This window comes from Marinobacterium sp. NO-S09, assembly GCF_059179545.1.
In genome coordinates this window covers 2,150,243-2,170,321 of sequence record NZ_CP168954.1, presented here as the reverse complement: position 1 = coordinate 2,170,321, position 20,079 = coordinate 2,150,243, and the positions used below count along the sequence as shown (strand labels likewise).

The window sequence follows — 20,079 nt, the reverse complement described above, 5'->3', positions numbered from 1 at the left end:
TGCCAGTGTTTTAAAGCCGGTGACATACCGGCTTTAAAACGCTCTCCACATGGCCAGGCCTTTTCATTCCTTCCGATAGGCATTCGGCAACTTGATGTTGTACTGAATCGCCAGCGCTCTCAATACAAAAGCCACCAGAAAGCCGCCAATAAGGTCATAGTTGGCAGGGGCATTCACCACATTCAGCAAAAGATAGGTACTGGCACCGGCCAGCGCAGTGGTGATATAGAGCTCTTCATTCATCAGGGTCAGATTGCTGCCACAGAGCACATCCCGCGCGATGCCACCAAAGGTAGCCGTCATCACCCCCATACACACCGCTATCAGCGCTGGCGCCTCGAAATTCAACGCGACTTCCGTTCCCACCACTGCAAATAGCGCCAACCCCACGGCGTCCATCCAGACCAGGGCGCGCGTCAACGAAGCCAAGCGTGGCGCAACAAAATAGGTTAATGCCGCAGCCACCAGACAGACAACGATCCAGACAGGCTCACGAATCCAGAACACCGGCATGTTGCCCAACAGCACATCCCTCAGCGTACCGCCACCGATGCCGGTCGCCGTGCCGATCAACATGAAGCCGAGAATATCCATTTTGTGGCGCGCAGCATCGAGTGCACCTGAAACCGAGAATACCGCTACGGCGGCCAGCCCCATCAGGTTAACTGCTGCTGTGAAGTCAAATGCCATCAATGATTCCTTATGCCAGATTCAGATTCCGTCACGGGTGTTCGTAGACATTGCATTATATGCACCACTGGCGGCATTATCCTCGCCTTTGATTGACTGAGTAAATGAGTATACCCATGGAGCTGGAGTTTAACTGGTCACGCTTTGAAGACCTGACCACCCTGGAGTTTCATGACATTATCCAGGTCCGCGAGTCTGTTTTTGTTGTTGAGCAGGAATGTGCCTACCCGGAAGTGGATGGCGCTGACATACATGCCTGGCACCTGCGTGTTCAGCAGGCAGGCACACTCGTGGCTTATGCACGTATCTTCGGGCCCGGTATCAAATACGAGGAAGCCTCTATCGGACGCGTAATGACTTTGCTTGAACATCGCGGTAAGCGTCTGGGCCATCCGCTGATGCAGGAAGCAATCCGTTTTGCCGAGGAGCAGTTTCCCGGGGCGGGCATCAAGATTGGCGCACAGGCTCGACTGCAGGCCTTTTACGAATCACTTGGCTTCGTGCGCTCCAGCGAGCCCTATGATGAAGACGGCATCATGCATATTGAAATGCTTAAAACCGTTTAAAGCCTTAACAATTAGACATGCTTTCGCCTGAAACCATGCCAAAAGCATCATCCTGAGTAACCGGCTTTGCGTGCTACACTGCGCCATTCAATAGACAACTAAAACAAGAACCATAACTAGAACCATGCCTAGTGCTGACGCTAAACGGACAGAGCGCTCTGACGGTCATATCCCGCAGGATATCGCCATTCTCATCGTGGATGATGAAGCCGGTATCCGCGATTTCCTGCACCGCGCGCTAAAAAAACATTACCGGACCGTCGAGTTTGCCGAATGTACGCGTGAGGCAGACCGCAAACGCCAATCCAGCCACTTTGATCTGCTCATCGTCGATATCTGTATGCCGGGTCGCTCCGGCGTCGAGTGGGTCCAGCAGCTGCGTGAATCCGGCTGCCCATCCGACGTTATTTTCATGACCGCCTTTGCCGATATGAACAGCGCTATTGAGGCCCTGAGGCTGGGTGCCAGCGACCTGATGCTCAAGCCGTTCCGCATTGAACAGATGCGCAATGCCGTTCAAAAGTGCATCGACAACCGGCGCTTGTCGCGGGAAAACTATGTCCTCACACGTCAGGCTGCCCATGCTGAAGGCAGCGGCCTTGTCGGTGAAAGTGTATCAATGCAGACGCTGCGCCAATTACTCAGCCGTATTGCGGCAGCGCCTTCAGCTGTGCTGATCCAGGGTGAAACGGGGACCGGCAAAGAGCTGGCTGCTCGTGCCATCCATCTGCAAAGTGGCCGCAGTGGCAGCTTCGTACCGGTTAACTGTGGCGCTATTGCGGCTGAACTGATCGAGTCAGAGCTGTTCGGCCATATAAAGGGAGCCTTTACCAGCGCACACCAGGCGCGGCTGGGGCTCTTCGCCTATGCCGACGGCGGCACCCTGTTCCTGGATGAAATCTCAGAACTGCCCCTGCCCATGCAAACCAAGCTGCTTCGGGTACTCGAAGACGGTGCCATTCGTCCACTTGGGACCGAACAGGACACACCGGTGAATGTTCGTGTGGTAGCAGCATCCAACAAGCCTCTGGATGAGGCTGTGAGTGAAGGACGGTTCCGAGAGGATCTCTATTACCGGCTCAACGTGCTTCAGGTACAGATCCCCCCTTTACGCGAAAGGTTGGAGGACATACCGGCGCTACTGGATCATCTTGTCAGCCGGTTGAGCGACGAGCTTGGGATGGAAGCTGCGCCTTTCAGCCATGCGGACCTGCAAGCCCTGCAGACCTACAGCTGGCCGGGTAATGTGCGTGAGCTTAAAAACCTGGTCGAACGCAGTCTGCTGTTAAGCATGAGCCCGGCCGAGCTTATCAACTCCAACTCCAGCCGGCGGGAACCGACAAACGGTTATCCATCCAGTTGGCCATTGAAGCAGGTGGAGCGGGCTCATATCGAACAGGTTCTGGCCCAGAGTGGCGGCAACAAAACACGGGCTGCCGACGTTCTGGGTATTACCCGTAAGACACTTGATCGCAAACTGCAGTCGGATGACTCGCACGGTGATTAAACCGCTTTGGCATCGGATAACATCCAATCTGCGTTACCGGTTGCTGGCCTTAACCCTCTTTCCCCTGTTGTTGGTGTTACCGGGCGTCGTCCTGTTGGCCTACCTCTGGAGTAACGAAGTTGGCTATCGCCAACTATTGATGAAAGCAAACACCGACCTGGCCGTCGCCCATGAAGCTTTCGAGGCAACCCGTGATCAGTATCTGGTTCGTTTGTCATTGGCCGCTGGAGGTGACCGACTGCGCCAACAACTGATGGCGCTGACGGCAGCCGAACGGCAACAGGATCTGCACAATCGAAAAGCCCTGCTGGGTAATCTGCGCTCAACCACAGGCTTTGACTTTGTTCGGCTGTTGGATGCCAATCTATGCCAGCCTGCACAGGCTACCCAGTGCCACTACCCCACCAGCCCCCTGCTTACACGCGCCGCAGTAAACGGCCCCGTCAGTGGCGTTGAAATTTTCTCTGCAAGCGAGCTCAGCTTGCTGGACCCGGCGTTGGCCAAGCGGGCTCGCATCTCTCTAATCCCCACGGACCACAGCACCGCGTCCCTCAAAACCGTGGAAGAACGTGGCATGGTGCTGCATTTTGTCTACCCACTACACGATGCGTACGGGCATCTCGTTGCTTACCTGACCGCCGGGCTTCTGATGAATGGCAACCTCGAGTTTGTCGACCATATCAGCAATACCGTTTATGGCCCCGGCAGCCTGCCGGAGAATGGCATAGGAACAGTCACGTTGTTTCTGGATGATGTGCGTATCAGCACTAACGTAGAACACCCGGACACTCCGTTACAAAGGGCACTGGGTACCCGTGTATCAGCCCAGGTTCGCCAGCGTGTGCTGGATGAAGGAGAGCGCTGGCTGGATCGCGCTTTTGTGGTCAGCGACTGGTACATTTCCGCTTACGAGCCTGTACACGATGTGCATGGTGAACGCGTTGGCATGCTGTACGCGGGATTTCTGGAAGCTCCTTTCCTGGACAGTTTTTACCAATGGCTGGAACGCCTTTTATGGCTGTTCGCACTTGTTTTGTTGTTATGCATTTTCATTGCGTTCGCCGGCGCACGCGCCATATCCAGGCCGTTTGAAATCATCACAGACGTGATCGACCGGATCAGAGATGGGAAGCGACAACACATCCCTCCGCTGCATACCGCCGATGAAATTCGGGTATTGGCAGAGCACTTTAACCTAATGCTGACCCAGCTGGACCAGCAGCACGACGCCATTCAGCACGCTGCCGATCAACTGGAGGAGAAGGTGCAGGAACGCACCCGCGAGCTGAAGCAACACATCAGTTTGCTCAATCACACACGGCAACAACTGATGGAAGCCGGTAAACTTGCTGCACTGGGTGAGCTGACGGCCAGTATTGCCCATGAGGTTAACAACCCCACCGCCGTTATTCTTGGTCATATGGACCTGCTGCTCGAAGAGTTGGGCGACGAGGCAACCCCGGACATTCAACGTGACGCGGAACTGATCATTGCGCAGGTGGGTCGTATCCGCAAAATCATTGATGATCTGCTCAAGCTTGCCCAATCAGATTCGCCAGAACCGCATCTACAGCCAGTAGATATCGATGATCTCGTGCGCAATACCCAAACCCTGGTTCAGCACGAATTGAAGCGGCGCAATATCAACCTCAAACTCGACCTCCATGCATCTGCACCAGCACTGGCCGATGCATCACAGCTGCAACAGGTGCTCATCAACCTGATTATGAACAGTGCCAACGCGATCGGTGATCAGGGTGAAATCAGGGTTCGCAGCCATAGCCGCGCCAATGGAAACATCCGGCTCAGCATTCGAGATAACGGCTGCGGCATTCCAGACGATGAGATCTCCCGCATTTTTGATCCTTTCTTTTCCAAAGGCCAGACAGGCACGGGCCTGGGGCTTGCCATTAGTCACCGACTACTTACCCAATCAATGGCCAGCATCCAGGTTCGTTCGCGCGAAGGTGTGGGAACCGTTTTTGTTATCAAACTGAAAGCGTTCGCCCCTGAAGCAGCTTAGCAACCGAGTCATTATGACCCGGTCAATTTGCAAAGCGGGTCGTAACGACCCGACCAGACAGCGATACCAAACCGCTTCGCCCCTTATCCATCCCATCAGTACGGCCTTTTAGGCAACTGGCCCGGTATTTGCCTTTAAAGATGTGCTGTCACAGCACCGGCGGTTCCGGTCCGCTGACGTACCTCGGGTACAAAAAATAACGATAAAAACGGAGCTATACCCTATGTCGAATAACTCTGGTCCCCTGTCATTTCTACTCAAGGAGAGGATTGTCGCCAAGCCCGGCTTCAATCGCTGGCTGGTGCCACCTGCCTCAATTGCCATTCACCTGTGTATCGGTTCGGTTTATGCCTGGAGCATATTCAACGCCCCGCTGGTAAGGCAGCATGGTGTTGTCACCAGTGCGGCAGATGACTGGTCATTGAGTTCAGTGGTCTGGATCTTCTCTACTGCAATTGTATTTCTCGGCCTGGCCGCTGCCTTTGGCGGCAAGTGGCTGGAAAAAGTCGGCCCCCGTGCCGTAGGCTTTCTGGCCGCAATCCTCTGGGGGGGTGGCTTTCTTATCGGCAGCCTCGGCATTATGTTCGACCAGCTATGGCTACTCTATTTAGGTTACGGTGCCTTAGGGGGGTGTGGACTGGGTCTTGGCTACGTGTCGCCAGTCAGTACCCTGATACGCTGGTTCCCTGACCGCCGCGGCATGGCCACCGGCATGGCAATCATGGGCTTTGGTGGCGGTGCCATGATCGGCGCTCCGCTGAAAACCTGGCTGCTGTCCGTGTTTTATGAAGCCCCTCAGTATTTGGGCAAGGTTGCAGATGTCAGCCTGATCACCGAGTCAGGCCGTCGCTTTGCTGAAGTGGCTGGCCAGAAACTGGAAGTTGTTGTCGCCAGCGCAGCCGATATGGCCAATATGCCCATACCGGGGCCTGAAGGCGTGTACGTGGTCAATACCGGTAACACCGGTGTCGCCGGCGTATTTATTACGCTGGGTATTGTCTACTTCGTGATCATGACCATCGCCGCCTTTTCCTACCGTGTTCCGCCTGCAGGCTGGGCACCGGAAGGATGGGAGCCACCCAAGGAAAGCACCAGCAAAAACCGCCTGATCAGCAACAACCATGTCCATATCGACCAGGCTATCAAAACACCGCAGTTCTATCTGCTTTGGGTCGTTCTGTGCCTCAACGTGACCGCCGGTATCGGTGTGATCGGCGTTGCCAAGACGATGATGACGGAGATTTTCGGTACCACCCTGCCGAACATTGTCGATACCAGTTTTGCGGCAACCTACGTATTGATGATCAGCGTGTTCAACATGGTCGGCCGCTTCCTTTGGGCCTCAACATCCGACTATATTGGCCGTAAGAACACCTTCCACTGCTTCTTCATCCTCGGGATGTTGCTCTATATCTCAATACCCTTCTTCGCTGGCCAGGTCAGTAGTAACCCATCCGCGGTTTGGCTGATCCTGTTCTGTATCGCCACCATGGTCATCTTCACCATGTATGGGGGTGGTTTTGCGACCATCCCGGCTTACCTGGCAGATATCTTCGGTACCCTGCATGTTGGCGGTATACACGGCAGACTGCTGACCGCCTGGAGTACAGCCGGTGTTCTGGGCCCATTCGCCATTACTCACCTGCGTGAGCAGTCATTGCAGGGCGCCATTGAGACGCTCGCCTACAAGGTGGACCCTGCCGTGTTCCAGCAGACGTTCGGTGCCGGTCTTGACCAACTCAGTACACTGATTGCTTCCAATACTGTAACCCTGGGTCGTCTGATGGAAATTGCGCCAGCCGGCACCATCGACCCCACTCCAAGTCTCTATAACACCACCATGTATGCAATGGCTGCACTACTGGTGGTTGCGTTGGTTGCCAACATGGCGATCCGCAAGGTGTCTGACAAACACCACGTAGAGAACACTCACCCCGAAGAGGCCCCCGCCAGCTAGTCGGCTCTCCTGATCCGTACTGGTACCCAGCCCGCCTGCATGGCGGGCTTTTTATTGCCTGGTCTACACAACCACAATAACTCCACCGGCTTGAGTTTCAGGTATAAAAAAACCGCACCCGGGAAGGGTGCGGTTTCGGGATATCGAAATATCCGAATGTTACTGTTCGGCGTTCGCCTGGGAGCGCAGGACAAACTTCTGGATCTTGCCGGTTGATGTTTTCGGCAGATCACAGAATACAACCCGTTTCGGCGCCTTGAAGCGCGCCATGCTGTCACGGCAGAACTGGATGATGTCCTGCTCGGACACATCGGCACCGGCTTTCAGCGTCACAAAGGCACAGGGCACTTCGCCCCATTTCTCATCCTGCTGTGCCACAACCGCCGCTTCCATCACCTGCGGGTGACGGTATAGCACATCTTCCACTTCGATACTGGAGATGTTTTCACCGCCGGAGATAATGATGTCCTTGGAGCGGTCCTTGATCTCGATGTAACCATCTTCATGCCAAACCGCAAGGTCACCGGAATGGAACCAGCCACCGGCAAAGGACTTGTCAGTCGTGGTCGGATTCTTCAGGTAGCCTTTCATGACCAGGTTACCGCGCATGAAAATTTCGCCGATGGTCTCGCCATCTTTGGCAACCGGTTCCATCGTATCCGGATTGGCCACCATCAGGTCTTCCAGCATCGGTGCTTTCACACCCTGGCGAGACTTGAGGCGTGCTTTCTCGGTCGGCGTGGAGTCATTCCACTCTTCGTGCCAGGCACAGACTACGCAAGGGCCATAGGTTTCGGTCAGGCCATACACATGCGTTACGTTGAAGCCCATGTTTTCCATGCCTTCAATGACGGATGCGGGCGGCGCCGCGCCGGCGGTCATCACATTAACCTGATGCTCGATACCGGCTTTCAGCTCGTCATCAGCGTTGTTAAGCATGTTCAGAACAATCGGTGCGCCACAGAAGAAATTAACCTTCTCGTCACGAATCAGGTTGTAGATGTCATCCGCACGGACGTGACGCAGACACACACTGACACCGGCGGCAGCCGCAATCGACCAGGGGAAGCACCAACCGTTGCAATGGAACATCGGCAGCGTCCACAAATAGACAGGGGCATCACCCATGTTCCAGGACAGCACGTTGCTGACCGCGTTCAGGTAGGCACCACGGTGGTGGTACACCACACCTTTGGGGTCACCCGTGGTACCCGAGGTGTAGTTCAGCGTAATGGCATCCCACTCATCGGCAGGCAGCTGCCATTCATAGTCCGGGTCGCCGGCACTGATGAAGGCTTCATAGTCCATTTCACCGATCAACTCCCCGCCTTCGAAAGAAGGGTCGTCGATATCGATCACAATGGGGTTGATACGGGCAATCTTGATCGCCCGGGCAATGGTCTCGGAAAACTCCCGATCCACGATCACGACCTTGGCTTCGCCATGCTGGAGGATGAATGCAATCGCTTCAGCGTCCAGACGAATATTCAGAGCATTAAGAACAGCCCCTGCCATGGGCACACCAAAATGGGCCTCGAATACTTCCGGCAGGTTGGGTGCCATCACCGCAACCGTGTCGCCCTTGCCAATGCCCCGTTTTTCCAGGGCGCTGGCCAGACGGCGGCAACGGCTATAGGTTTCGGCCCAGTTTCGACGCACGCCCTGATGCACAACAGCAGTGCGTTGCGGATAAACAGCCGCAGTGCGGGCGATAAAACTCAGGGGACTCAGTGCAGCATAATTGGCCGGGTTCTGGTCGAGACCCAGCGCGTAGGGATTATGATCGGTAGTTGTCATTATTCATTCCTCTCCACCTCGCCTGGAGGAGCCTTCCTCGTTTGTTATGATTCCATCCGACCTCAATCATACGTGTTTTCCCTTATTACACAATAGAATCCAAAATCATAAGATTGACCCAAAACAGTCACGGGTGAGAGCTGCTCTCGCCACAGCGGCATCTGATAATAAGGCTATGCATGCAACCCATTGAGCAGGAACTGAAAAGCTGTCTTGAAGAGGCTGACCGCTACCGGTTGCTGGCGGAACAGTCGACGGACATGATTTCGCGCCACACTCCCACCTCTGACTGGACGTTTATCGATGTAAACCCCGCCATTGAGCGCCTTCTCGGCTACACCCCCAGCGAGATCATCGGTACACCCGGTTATGACCTCTTTCACCCGGATGATGCCGACAACCTGAAAAAGCGCGCTGAGTCTGTTCGCTATCGTCGTGGCATGTACACCAACGTGTACCGATTCCAGCATCGGGATGGACATTACATCTGGCTGGAAACCACCAGCCGGACCATTCGCAACGATGATGGCCACCCGATGGAAATCATCTGTGTCTCCAGAGATGTCACCGAACGCGAACTGGCCCAGCAGGCCACACGCCGTCTTGCACGGGTAGTCGAAGCCTCATCGGATTTGATCCTGTTCTGCAATCACCGCACGCTGCAGCTGACCTATATGAACGAATCGGCCTATCGTACCTTCGGGGCGGAACGGGAAAACCTGGCCGTGTTTTACCTCGACCAGCTCTTTCCCAAAGCAGTATTGCACGAACTGGTTGAACCTGCGCTGCAACATGCGGCGCTGTACGGCACCTGGTATGGCAGCATTCCGCTCTACCCGGCAGGCAATCCCGGCCGTATCGCGGAAATTCGCGAAATCATTGCGCACCGCAACCGTGCCGAAAACATGCGTGTGGAGTACTACTCCATCATCGCCCGTGACATCACCCTCAAGCGCCAGGCTGAAGAAAAATCCAAACGCCAGCAGCTTGAGATGGCGCACATGTCTCGCCTGCTCTCAGTGGGCGAAATGGCAACCGAGCTGGCCCACGAGGTAAACCAGCCGCTGGCCACCATCATCAACTACTGCAACGGCACTTTCCGGCGCCTGGATGAAGGCCAGATTACCGAGATCGAGCAGGTTACCCGTGCCATGGAGCTGATCTCAACTCAGGCCAAGCGGGCTTCAGAAATCATCAAACGTATGCGACGCTTCGTGCGTCATACCGAATTCCAGCGTATCCGTTTTCCCATAAACGAAACCTGCGAAGAAGTAACCCGCTTTCTGAACCAGGAAGCCACTGATCACAATATCCGTTTTGAGTTTGAGCTGGATCCGCAAAACCCCGAGATTGAGGCAGACCGCCTGCAAATCGAACAGGTACTGCTCAACCTGATCCGCAACGCAATTGAAGCCTACAGTGATTCAGATATAAGCCCCCGTCCGGTGCGTATCAGCACCCGCATTGAGGGGCAGCGACTGCTGGTGACAGTGGCCGACCAGGGACCGGGGATCAACGACGAACAGATGCAGAGCCTGTTCGAGCCCTTCTCAACATCAAAAGAGAATGGCCTGGGCATGGGCCTGTCGATTTCACATACAATTATCGAAAGCCACTGCGGTCGCCTTTGGGCGGAAAGCGACGGTCAGTCCGGCACCCGTTTTCACTTTCAACTCCCGCTGAGGGGAATGCATGACTAGCAACAGCAAAACCGTATTCATCGTCGACGACGATGCCGATTTCCGTGAGTCCGTTCAATGGCTGCTGGAATCTACCCAGTACGCCATCGAAAGCTACGCCTCGGCTCAAGAGTTCCTGGACGCCTATGACCAGCGCGCAGGCTGCCTGCTGCTCGATGTCAGGATGCCGGAAATTAACGGCCTTGCCCTGCAACAGATCATGCAGGATCAGGATATTCGTCTGCCGGTTATCATCCTGACAGGTCACGGTGATGTCCCCATGGCTGTAAGTGCGATGAAAAATGGCGCCATGGACTTTCTGGAAAAACCCTTCGATGACGACGTGCTGCTGAAGCTGGTCGACAAGGCCATGCAGGAAGCAGAGCAACGCTTTAGTCAGCTGGGAGAGGAGCAGGTTTTACGGGAATACTTTGACACCCTGAGCCGCAGGGAGCGTGAAGTGATGGAGCTGGTGGTCAACGGCAACTCCAACCGGGAAATTGCCGAAACACTGGGTATCAGCCCGAAAACGGTGGAAGTACACCGCTCTCGCGTGATGAGTAAGATGCGTGCCGATAACCTGGCGCAACTGGTGCAGATGAACAACCGGCTGCAGGGTTAACCCGCAGCCGGCTTCAGCACCTCCTGCAGGAAGGCTTGCGTCTGTTCAAGTACCGCATCGGGCTTTTCCAGATGCGGTACATGGCCGCAATCAGGCACAAAATATCCCCTGGCATGCTCACCAATACCTTCGTAGCAATCCGTTACCTGCTCAGGCACGCCATATTCATCCCGATCTCCTTGCATAATTAGAGACGGACATTGAATCTGCGCGAGCTGGGGCCGGAGATTCAAACTCTGGTTACACGAAGGGCGCAACCAGGTTTCAGACCAGGCACGGAAAATCAGATCGGTCCGCTCACCATGATAACGTGCCAGTTTTTCCGGCAGGTTAGTCGTCTTATAGCGCTCAGCGGCCTCTTCTATGCCCGCAAGCGTCAGGTGATCGGCGTAGACGTGGGCAGCCAAAGTGACGATTGCTTTCACCTGCTGCGGACAGCTGGCTGCACCTATCAAGGCAATGGAACCACCATCACTGTGACCAAAGAGCACAACCTCCTCCAGACCCAGCTTATCGAGCAGCCGTGGCAGCCAGAGCTGCCCTTCTTCCAACAGATAATCATCCGGGCGTGGCAACGTAATGGGCGATGAAGCGCCATAACCTCGCCGCTCGTAGACCAGCACGTTGAGCCCTGTCGCCTCGGCTATTTGCTCGGGGAATCGCTTCCACATGGCAATACAGCCCAGGGCTTCATGCAAAAGGATCAGCGTTGGTCGTCCTTCGCCACGGGGCCGAGTGAAGTGGCGTACATTCAGGTGCACACCCTCCCCCACGTCGACGAGCCTGTCCTGATACTGCATCATGCCGCTCCCTTGTCGGGGATGGCATAAGTCATGGTCGCATGGGCTACCGGGTCTTCATCGCCTTCCGAATATACGGCTACCTCACCCACGCCCAGACGCTTGCCCACCTTGAGCATTTCGGCACGCGCCAGTAGGTCTGCATTGGGTTTGGGTTTACGCAGGAAGTTGATATTCAGGTTGGTCGTTACCGCCAGTGCAACGGGGCCAATTCGGCTCAGCAGAGCTGCATAGACAGCCACATCAGCCAGCCCCATCATGGTCGGGCCCGACACCGTTCCACCCGGCCTAAGATGATCATCACCAACCGCCAGGCGCATCAGAGACCATCCATCACCCAGCTCCTCAAGCTTTCCGTATTGTTCGCCCTGAGGAAAATGGTCCAGCAGAAACTGCTGCATCTCTTCCAGTTGCATCACCTGCATTATGACTCCTTGTTATCACTCACCACTGCCAGTGTCACAGTGGCCTTGGCGACAAGGCTGCGCTTGCTGCCCTTAATCGCAAATACTTCCGACTCCGTTACGATCAGGCGACGACCCGGACGCAATACCTTTGCCATGCATTCCAGTTGCTCACCAGAGGCCGCGCGTAACAGATTGATCTTGAACTCGGCGGTGAGAACACGCTCGCCCTCCCCCACCAGTGTTGCACCAGCCATGCCAGCCGTATGGTCCGCCAGAGTCGCTTGAACCCCGGCATGTACGAAGCCGTCATGCTGTTGGTGATCCTCTCGGAGTACCAGTCGCGTCTCACAATGACCGGGTCCGAATGCACAGAGTTCTGCACCCAGCAAACGAATAAAAGGCGCCTGATCAAACACCCGGCGCGTTTCGATTTCATACTCAGGGTTGCGCGGTGTAAACACCTGCTCCTCGCTCATTGATCCGCTTCCTCCCGAGCCTGATTGCGCAGTATAAAGCGCTGGATCTTGCCACTGGGCGTCTTCGGCAGCTCCTGAACAAATTCGATCTCACGCGGGAAGGCATGGGTTGAAAGCCGATTGCGAACCAGCTCCTTGAGCTCATCCGCCAGGTTCTCATCCGCATCGTACTGAGGCTTGGTGACCACGTAGGCCTTGATAACGGCACCACGGGCACTGTCAGGTTTTCCGACCACCCCGGATTCAGCAACAGCCGGATGCTCCAGCAAGGTACTTTCCACATCCGCAGGTCCAACCCGATATCCGGCTGTGGTGATAATGTCATCATCTCGGCCGGTAAAGGAGAAACTGCCATCTCCATGACTGATTACGACGTCACCGGTCAGGTAGTAACGGTCGTGGAAGGGATCTTTCTCATCCCAGGTATAGCCCTGGAAGAAAAACAGGGGCGAGGCATGTATATCCACCGCCAGCTGCCCGGTCTCTTCGGGTCCGACTTCCTGATAATCACCACCCAAAGCCACAACACGATGCCCCGGCAGGGAATAGCCCATGGAACCAACGCGCACCTCATGATCCAGGGCGTGGTGGTTACAACAGGTCATGCCGGTTTCAGTTTGACCATAATGATCTTTCACCGGACACCCCAGGCGCCGTTCCACCCAGTTGTTTACTTCAGGGTTCAACGGTTCTCCGGCACTGCTGGCCAGCCTCAAATCCATGGACTCACCCTCTGGCAGTACATGATCGTTGGCCATGAGCAAGCGGTACGCCGTTGGCGCAGCAGCCAGGTTGGTAATGCCATATTCACGGATCATGGCGTAGGTGCTATCCGGGGTGAACCCGTTTTCATTGAAGTGGGTTGTTGCACCCAAAAGCAGCGGCCCCACTACGGCGTAATAAAGACCGTAAGCCCACCCGGGGTCAGCCACATTCCAGTATTTGTCTTCAGGCTGGAGATCGATGGCGTAGCGCATGTACACGTAGAAAGACAGCAACGCCCGTGCCGGCACGGCAACGCCCTTGGACTTGCCTACTGTACCAGAGGTAAACATCTGCAAGATGGGGTCTTCACCCAGAATCATGACCGGGTCGAACTGGTCGCTTTGCGCGGCCATGGTCTGCCGGTAATCGATATCAGGGTGCCCGCTGGCGGCTTCCCGGGTTACACGCACGATCGGCGGGCAGTTCTGCACGCCATCCAGCTTGAAACGGTTCTGGTCATCAGTGACGACCAACCGCGTGGATGCACGATCCAATCGATATTCGATCGCCCCCGAGCCAAACGCGGTGAACAGGGGTTGATAGACGGCACCGGCTCTCAGTGTGCCGAGCACCACGACCATCAATTCAGGCGTACGGGGCAATAATGCGGCCACACGATCACCCTTGCCGATGCCCTTGGATTTGAGCAGATTGGCGAAACGTGCCGACGCATCGCGAAGCTGGGCGAAGGTCCAGCGCTCGGGTTGGCGCTCGACACCATGATATTGCAAGGCCACCCGCTGCGGGTCCTCGGCCCATTTATCACATATTTCCTGGCAGGCATTCATACCTGTTTCAGGACTGCCCTGAAGGATCTCGGCGGTCAGTGCCTCGACATCGAACCGATCATAGAACGGCTGATAAGGCTGCTTACTCATGAATATCTTCCTTCTTCTTATCTTTATTATTGAAGTCGAAGACTAGTGAAACCCCTTAGGGGATATCCCGAATATATCCTCACCTTCCGCCTGCGTAAACCTCCCGAGTGAAATTGATCAAAGGATCACCTTGCCGCGCCGAAATTCATCAAATGCTGCACTGAGCGGATATTTTTCGCCCCAGACTAACGTCATCATGTGGCGACATGGCTGGCCCATATTTTGCTCTCTACACAGGAACAGCCATTCGATATCAAAAAGGACTAAATGGAATGCCGCATAACAAAAATAAAAAAACAAACGAACAATTGATTCTGGTGCTCAGTGCCGAGGGCACAATACAGGAAGCCAGCCCCTCATTTCTGAGCCTCAGCCGCCATGCTGCAGAGCAGCTGATTGGCCAGTCACTGTCAGGGCTGCGTCACCCGGACATGCCCGAAGGCCCCTTCAAGGACCTCAAGCAAACACTGGATCGTGGTCAACCCTGGATGGGGGTTATTCAACTGACGTGCGCAGATAACTCGTCCCTCTGGCTTGATGCCTATGTGATTCCGGTTATTGAAGATGGCCGGATCCTGGAGTGTCAGTGCATCCTGCGTCGACCCAGTGAAGCTATTATCCAGCGTGCGGCTCATATCTATGCCCTGCGCCGTAAAGGGGCCATGCCCAGGCAGTTGAAATGGCCGAGCCTGAGTTTGGTTAGCAAATTCCAAGTTCTGCATAGCTGTCTTTTCATGCTGCTGATGCTGGCAATACTGATTCTGGAACAGATGAATTCCACCCTGGCGACAACCCTCGGCGGTCTATGGCTGCTCGGTGTTGGCGGATTCTGGTATCTGGGTAAAAGCCTGAGGCAGCTGGTCACTTCCAGCCAGCGCATTGTTCAACATCCGATCAAGCAGCTGATCTATACCGGCACCCATGACGACATCGGTCAGCTCTCCCTGACTCTGGAAATGCTGCAATCACAGCTGGATGCGGTATTACGGCGTATGCACTATGCATCCAGCCAGGTCATGTCTGATGCAACCGAAAGCGTCACGGTCATGACCCGCACCTGCACGGAAGTTGATGATCAGCGCAGTTCTCTCCAGCAGATTGCGGTGGCCATCAGCCAGATGAACAGCACCATTACCGAAATGAGTGCCAGTACCGCTAAAACCGCCACGCAAACCCGGCAGGCCCGCGAGGAAATTGAACAGGGGCTCAATGTCGTAGACACCGCCATCAACAGAATTCGTTCCCTGGATGGTTCAATTACCGGTACCGCCGGCGAAGTCGGCCAGCTACAGGATGAGAGCAACCGGATCGGCACCATCATCAATGTGATCAGTGACATTGCCGAGCAGACCAACCTGCTGGCACTAAACGCGGCCATTGAAGCTGCGCGCGCCGGCGAAAATGGCCGAGGCTTCGCTGTGGTTGCCGATGAAGTGCGCCAACTGGCACAACGCACCCAAACGGCTACCGGTGAGATTCATCAAATGATCGCCGCCTTGCAGAAAAAAACGGACATCATCGTGTCGGCGATGGCCGCCAAACGAAACCTGTCCGAGCAGGCCGTGGAGCAGATCGACAGTACTGGTCACACCCTGAGAGAAGTGCTGCTGGCAGTGGACCGTATTAACGATATGGCAACTCAACTGGCTACCGCCAGTGAAGAGCAGAGCACGGTTACTCAGGATGTCAGTCAGAGGGTTAACGACCTCAGCAGCAGTGCCGAGCAGATGGTAAAAGATGCCAGCCAGACTCTGGATCTTAATAGCCAAACGGCCCGTATGGCAGAGCGGCAAAGCTATCTCATTAATTGCATCATGCACGCCTGAGGTTTGAGCAGGATCATCGACAGAGAATCCAGGTAACTTTGGTTGTATTGCACCCGTGAAAGATGGCCGTAAAATACCGCCACTACAATAAGAACAATGAATGCACCGCAAGAGTTACCCATGAATAAGATTCTGGTCAGCGCCTGCCTTATGGGCGCCAAAGTTCGTTACGACGGACGCGATAACCTGCTCGACCACCCCGTTCTCAAACGCTGGCATGATGAAGGACGTATTGTCAGCGTTTGCCCGGAAACACTGGGCGGGCTACCTACGCCCCGCCCACCGGCCGAAATTCAAAGCCGTTTTCCCATTCTAGTGACCACAAAAAATGACGAGGACGTAACACCCGAGTTTCTCAGTGGCGCGGAGGAAACGCTCGACCTGGCACGTCGTTATGACTGTAGCTGTGCCCTGATGAAAGCACGCAGCCCCTCCTGTGGCAGCCGCGAAACCTATGATGGCAGCTTCTCCGGCGAACTGGTTGAAGCCCCAGGGGTGGCCGCAGGTGAGTTGCTTCAAAACGGCATTCCAGTGTTCAACGAACACCAGCTGGATGAGCTGATCCGCTTTGTCGAACAGGACGACGAAGCAGCCTGACCCTCCTCCCACTTGTTACCCTGAAGCTGGCCCCCTAAAATGGGGGCCATTTTCATTCCCAGACGGATCCCATATCAATGCGAGCCAGCCAATTTCTGATTGCCACACTGAAAGAGACGCCTTCCGATGCGGAAGTCATCAGCCACCAGCTTATGCTCCGCGCGGGCCTTATCCGCAAGGTAGCTGCCGGTCTGTACAACTGGTTGCCATTGGGCCTGCGCACCCTGCGTAAGGTTGAGCGCATCGTTCGTGAAGAGATGGACGCTGCCGGTGCTCAGGAAGTGTTGATGCCCGCTATCCAGCCGTCAGAGCTGTGGCAGGAATCCGGCCGCTGGGAGCAGTACGGCCCTGAACTGCTGCGTGTGAATGACCGTCACAACCGTGAATTCTGTGTCGGCCCCACCCACGAAGAAGTAATCACGGACCTGATCCGCCGCGAAGTCAAAAGCTACAAACAGCTGCCGGCCAACTTCTACCAGATCCAGACCAAGTTCCGTGACGAGATTCGCCCCCGCTTCGGCGTGATGCGCTCACGCGAATTCATCATGAAGGATGCCTACTCCTTCCACACCAACCTGGAATCACTGGTAGATACCTACAAGGTGATGCATGAGGCGTACACCAACATTTTCACCCGCCTGGGCCTGGATTTCCGTCCGGTACTGGCGGACAACGGCTCCATCGGCGGCGATTCCTCCCATGAGTTCCACGTATTGGCGCAGTCCGGCGAAGACGATATCGCCTTCTCAGACAGCAGTGATTTTGCTGCCAACGTCGAGATGGCAGAGGCCCTGCCCTTGGGTGAGCGCAAGGCCGCCAGCGAAGAGATGCGTCTGGTCGATACCCCTGATGCCAAAACCATCGCCGAGCTGGTTGAGCAGTTTAACCTGCCGATCGAAAAAACCGTTAAAACCCTGATTGTTGCCGCCAGCGAAGACAGCGACGCTGATTTCGTCGCGCTACTGGTCCGTGGTGATCACGAGCTGAACGAAGTCAAAGCCGAGAAGCTGCCGCAGGTTGAAACGCCGCTGCGCTTTGCCACTGACGAAGAGATCCGCCAGGTTATTGGTGCTGGCCCCGGCTCACTGGGCCCGGTTAACCTGAGCATCCCTTGCGTCATCGACCGCAGTGTTGAAACCCTGTCCGACTTCGGCGCGGGTGCCAACATTGATGACAAGCACTACTTCGGCATCAACTGGGAACGCGACCTGCCGACACCGGAAGTCGCCGACCTGCGTAACGTGGTCGAAGGTGACCCCAGCCCCTGTGGCCAGGGCAGCATCCAGATCCGTCGCGGCATCGAAGTGGGTCATATCTTCCAGCTGGGCACTAAGTACTCTGAAGCCATGAACGCCACCGTACTGGACGAGAACGGCAAATCCACCCTGATGGCCATGGGGTGCTACGGTATCGGTGTAACCCGTGTTGTCGCCGCTGCCATTGAGCAAAACTACGACGACAACGGCATCATCTGGCCGGAAGCGCTGGCACCGTTCAACGTGGCGCTGGTCCCGCTGAACTACGACAAGTCCGAAGAGGTTCGCGCTAAGTCTGATGAGCTGTACGACGCCCTGCGCAAAGCAGGTGTAGACGTACTGCTGGACGACCGTAAGGAACGCCCGGGCGTCAAATTCGCCGATATGGAATTGATGGGTCTGCCTCACCGTCTGGTCATTTCGGATCGTGGCCTGAAGAACGGCACCCTGGAATACAAGGGCCGTCAGGACAGCGAATCCCGTGACATCCCGGTTGAGGAAGCTCTGGAATTCCTGCGCCAGCAGATGAGCTGATACATCATATGAGTTCAGGCGGGTTACCCCGGCCCGCCTGCTTTACCCCCTGGCCCCTCTTTTCGAATACCTATCCGATCGGTTACTGTCTCTCGTGCCAAGGTTGTTTTGCAGGAGACGGCATGAGCACCCGAGAGTCCGATCAACACACCAGTGTCTGCAGCACCGCTGCCAGACTCAATCACAGACATGACTTTGGTCAGGGCCAAAAACGCAGCGCCGAGCAGCGTGCAAAACTTGTAACCCTGCTGACACTAGCAACTATGGTGGCTGAGGTATTTGGTGGTTTGATTACCGGCTCCATGGCCCTGCTGGCCGACGGCATTCACATGGCGGGACACGCCATGGCACTGGGGATGGCCGCCGGCGCCTATTATCTGGCCCGCACCCATGCCGAAGATCGTCGCCTCAGCCTGGGCAGCGGAAAAATTGCCGACCTGGCTGCCTACACCAGCGCCCTGCTTCTGGCTGCCTCCACTGTCTGGCTGGTGTTTGAATCCATTCGCCGGCTCATTACCCCTAACGAACTATTACCCGTCGAGGCGCTCATCGTCGCCAGCATCGGGCTGATAGTGAACCTTGTTTCAGCCTGGCTCCTGGCCGGCAAACATGAGCACGGACACGGACACGGACACGGACACGGACACGGACACGGACACGGACACGGACACGGACACCAGGATCATCATTCAGATGCCAACCTGAAAGCTGCCCTCATTCATGTACTTGCGGACGCGCTCACCTCTGTTGCAGCCATTCTGGGCCTGATTGCCGCCTGGCTGTGGGGGTGGAACTGGCTGGATCCTGCTATTGCCCTTGTTGCCGCAGCAGTGATCATGAAATGGGCCTGGGGATTGTTACGCCAAACAACGGGTGTACTGCTTGACCGAGAAGGGCCCGAATCCATTCGATGCCAGGCCACCGAAGCTTTGCAGCAGGCGGGGGAAACCGAGGTTATCGATCTGCATATCTGGTCGGTTGGCCAGGGTGCCTGGACGCTGGTTGCTGCTGTGGTGACACATGGTGAAACCACACCCGAAGAGTACCGCACCCTGCTGAACAGGATAGATGGCCTGCACCACCCCATCATTGAAGTGAGCTACTGTACCTTTTGCTCTGCCAAGGAAGCGCACTGATCAAGCGCTCCCTCACGGCACGCTTCCAACACGCGTTCGGCCAGGTCGGCGTCGTTTATCGCCCGTGCCACAGCAACACCGCCAACCATCAAAACCAGCGCTCTTAATGCGGCATCATCCGGTTCACTGCCCGGTTCACCGCCCAGCTTGCCGGCCAACGCATTGAAGATTCGGGTATAGGTCTCGCGAATCTGAGTGTCCCTCTGACCGATATCAGACACGAGAAACGCCAATGGACAGCTGCCGGCCTTGCTCTCCAGGTGCTGGACACTCAGGTAGCGGCGAATCAACTCGTCGGTGCTCGCCGGATGCCTGGCCTCCATCCGTTTTGCCGCCGATGAAATCGCCTCTGAATAGAGTTCCCGCTTTGACTTGAAGTGTGCGTAGAAGGCTCCACGGGTCATCCCGGCATCCTGCATTACCTGATCAATGCTAACGCCATCAAAACCGCGCTCTGTAAAAAGCCGCTCCGCGCTCAAAAGAATGCGGTCACGACTCTCACTCCGGCGCTCACTTGGCCAGGCCATATACGCCCTCCCGAAATCATATAAGAGACAGTATGC

General features: G+C 55.7%; 17 protein-coding genes. 10 read left to right on the top strand and 7 right to left on the bottom strand.

Annotated features, from left to right (window positions below):
* Positions 1-63: 63 nt before the first annotated feature.
* Entirely contained in the window at positions 64-690 is a 627-nt protein-coding gene (locus O3C79_RS10040) for a trimeric intracellular cation channel family protein (RefSeq protein ID WP_494382997.1), read from the bottom strand.
* Positions 691-794: 104 nt separating this feature from the next.
* Between O3C79_RS10040 and O3C79_RS10035 the strand changes: the two genes are divergently transcribed.
* The 4 genes from O3C79_RS10035 to O3C79_RS10020 all read left to right on the top strand — a co-directional run bounded on the left by O3C79_RS10035 (position 795) and on the right by O3C79_RS10020 (position 6,743).
* On the top strand, positions 795-1,256 hold the full coding sequence (locus O3C79_RS10035; RefSeq protein ID WP_494382996.1) for a GNAT family N-acetyltransferase: 462 nt from the start codon (positions 795-797) through the stop codon (positions 1,254-1,256).
* A gap of 124 nt (positions 1,257-1,380) precedes the next feature.
* Positions 1,381-2,763, top strand: coding sequence for a sigma-54-dependent transcriptional regulator (locus O3C79_RS10030; RefSeq protein WP_494382995.1), 1,383 nt, complete (start codon positions 1,381-1,383; stop codon positions 2,761-2,763).
* The gene (locus O3C79_RS10025) at positions 2,756-4,786 is read left to right on the top strand and encodes a sensor histidine kinase (protein ID WP_494382994.1); all 2,031 of its coding nucleotides are present in this window, start codon (positions 2,756-2,758) and stop codon (positions 4,784-4,786) included. Before O3C79_RS10030 ends, O3C79_RS10025 begins: the two co-directional genes overlap by 8 nt.
* Before the next feature lie 223 nt (positions 4,787-5,009).
* Positions 5,010-6,743 carry an OFA family MFS transporter gene (locus O3C79_RS10020; RefSeq protein WP_010322824.1) on the top strand — a complete coding sequence of 578 codons (1,734 nt, stop codon included), beginning with the start codon at positions 5,010-5,012 and terminating at the stop codon, positions 6,741-6,743.
* A gap of 159 nt (positions 6,744-6,902) precedes the next feature.
* Here O3C79_RS10020 and O3C79_RS10015 read toward each other — a convergent pair whose 3' ends face one another.
* Positions 6,903-8,540, bottom strand: a complete 1,638-nt coding sequence (locus O3C79_RS10015) for an acyl-CoA synthetase (RefSeq protein ID WP_494382993.1) — start codon at positions 8,538-8,540, stop codon at positions 6,903-6,905.
* Positions 8,541-8,719: 179 nt separating this feature from the next.
* Here O3C79_RS10015 and O3C79_RS10010 point away from each other — a divergent pair, with 179 nt between their 5' ends.
* A complete protein-coding gene (locus tag O3C79_RS10010) occupies positions 8,720-10,240 on the top strand; it encodes a PAS domain-containing sensor histidine kinase (RefSeq protein ID WP_494382992.1) in 1,521 nt (506 codons plus the stop codon).
* On the top strand, positions 10,233-10,841 hold the full coding sequence (locus tag O3C79_RS10005; RefSeq protein ID WP_010322821.1) for a response regulator transcription factor: 609 nt from the start codon (positions 10,233-10,235) through the stop codon (positions 10,839-10,841). Before O3C79_RS10010 ends, O3C79_RS10005 begins: the two co-directional genes overlap by 8 nt.
* Here O3C79_RS10005 and O3C79_RS10000 read toward each other — a convergent pair.
* Genes O3C79_RS10000 through O3C79_RS09985 form a run of 4 tightly spaced genes read right to left on the bottom strand, consistent with a single transcriptional unit; the run spans position 10,838 to position 14,167 of the window.
* Positions 10,838-11,644 carry an alpha/beta fold hydrolase gene (locus O3C79_RS10000; RefSeq protein WP_494382991.1) on the bottom strand — a complete coding sequence of 269 codons (807 nt, stop codon included), beginning with the start codon at positions 11,642-11,644 and terminating at the stop codon, positions 10,838-10,840. The two genes, O3C79_RS10005 and O3C79_RS10000, sit on opposite strands and share 4 nt — an antisense overlap.
* Positions 11,641-12,066 (bottom strand): PaaI family thioesterase, encoded by a 426-nt coding sequence (locus tag O3C79_RS09995; protein ID WP_076463785.1) that lies wholly within the window; start codon positions 12,064-12,066, stop codon positions 11,641-11,643. The genes O3C79_RS10000 and O3C79_RS09995 overlap by 4 nt, the downstream gene beginning before the upstream one ends.
* Positions 12,066-12,524, bottom strand: coding sequence for a PaaI family thioesterase (locus O3C79_RS09990; protein WP_494382990.1), 459 nt, complete (start codon positions 12,522-12,524; stop codon positions 12,066-12,068). The genes O3C79_RS09995 and O3C79_RS09990 overlap by 1 nt, the downstream gene beginning before the upstream one ends.
* The gene (locus O3C79_RS09985) at positions 12,521-14,167 is read right to left on the bottom strand and encodes an AMP-binding protein (protein ID WP_494382989.1); all 1,647 of its coding nucleotides are present in this window, start codon (positions 14,165-14,167) and stop codon (positions 12,521-12,523) included. Before O3C79_RS09985 ends, O3C79_RS09990 begins: the two co-directional genes overlap by 4 nt.
* Before the next feature lie 272 nt (positions 14,168-14,439).
* Here O3C79_RS09985 and O3C79_RS09980 point away from each other — a divergent pair, with 272 nt between their 5' ends.
* From O3C79_RS09980 to dmeF, 4 genes are all read left to right on the top strand, one after another.
* Complete coding sequence (locus O3C79_RS09980; protein ID WP_494382988.1) at positions 14,440-15,993, top strand: methyl-accepting chemotaxis protein; 1,554 nt, start codon at positions 14,440-14,442, stop codon at positions 15,991-15,993.
* A gap of 120 nt (positions 15,994-16,113) precedes the next feature.
* On the top strand, positions 16,114-16,590 hold the full coding sequence (locus O3C79_RS09975; protein WP_494382987.1) for a 2-thiouracil desulfurase family protein: 477 nt from the start codon (positions 16,114-16,116) through the stop codon (positions 16,588-16,590).
* Between the two features lie 77 nt (positions 16,591-16,667).
* On the top strand, positions 16,668-18,380 hold the full coding sequence (locus O3C79_RS09970; protein WP_494382986.1) for a proline--tRNA ligase: 1,713 nt from the start codon (positions 16,668-16,670) through the stop codon (positions 18,378-18,380).
* Positions 18,381-18,502: 122 nt separating this feature from the next.
* Complete coding sequence (gene dmeF, locus O3C79_RS09965) at positions 18,503-19,516, top strand: CDF family Co(II)/Ni(II) efflux transporter DmeF (RefSeq protein WP_494382985.1); 1,014 nt, start codon at positions 18,503-18,505, stop codon at positions 19,514-19,516.
* Here dmeF and O3C79_RS09960 read toward each other — a convergent pair.
* On the bottom strand, positions 19,480-20,043 hold the full coding sequence (locus tag O3C79_RS09960) for a TetR/AcrR family transcriptional regulator (RefSeq protein WP_494382984.1): 564 nt from the start codon (positions 20,041-20,043) through the stop codon (positions 19,480-19,482). The genes dmeF and O3C79_RS09960 overlap by 37 nt on opposite strands.
* Positions 20,044-20,079 lie beyond the last annotated feature (36 nt).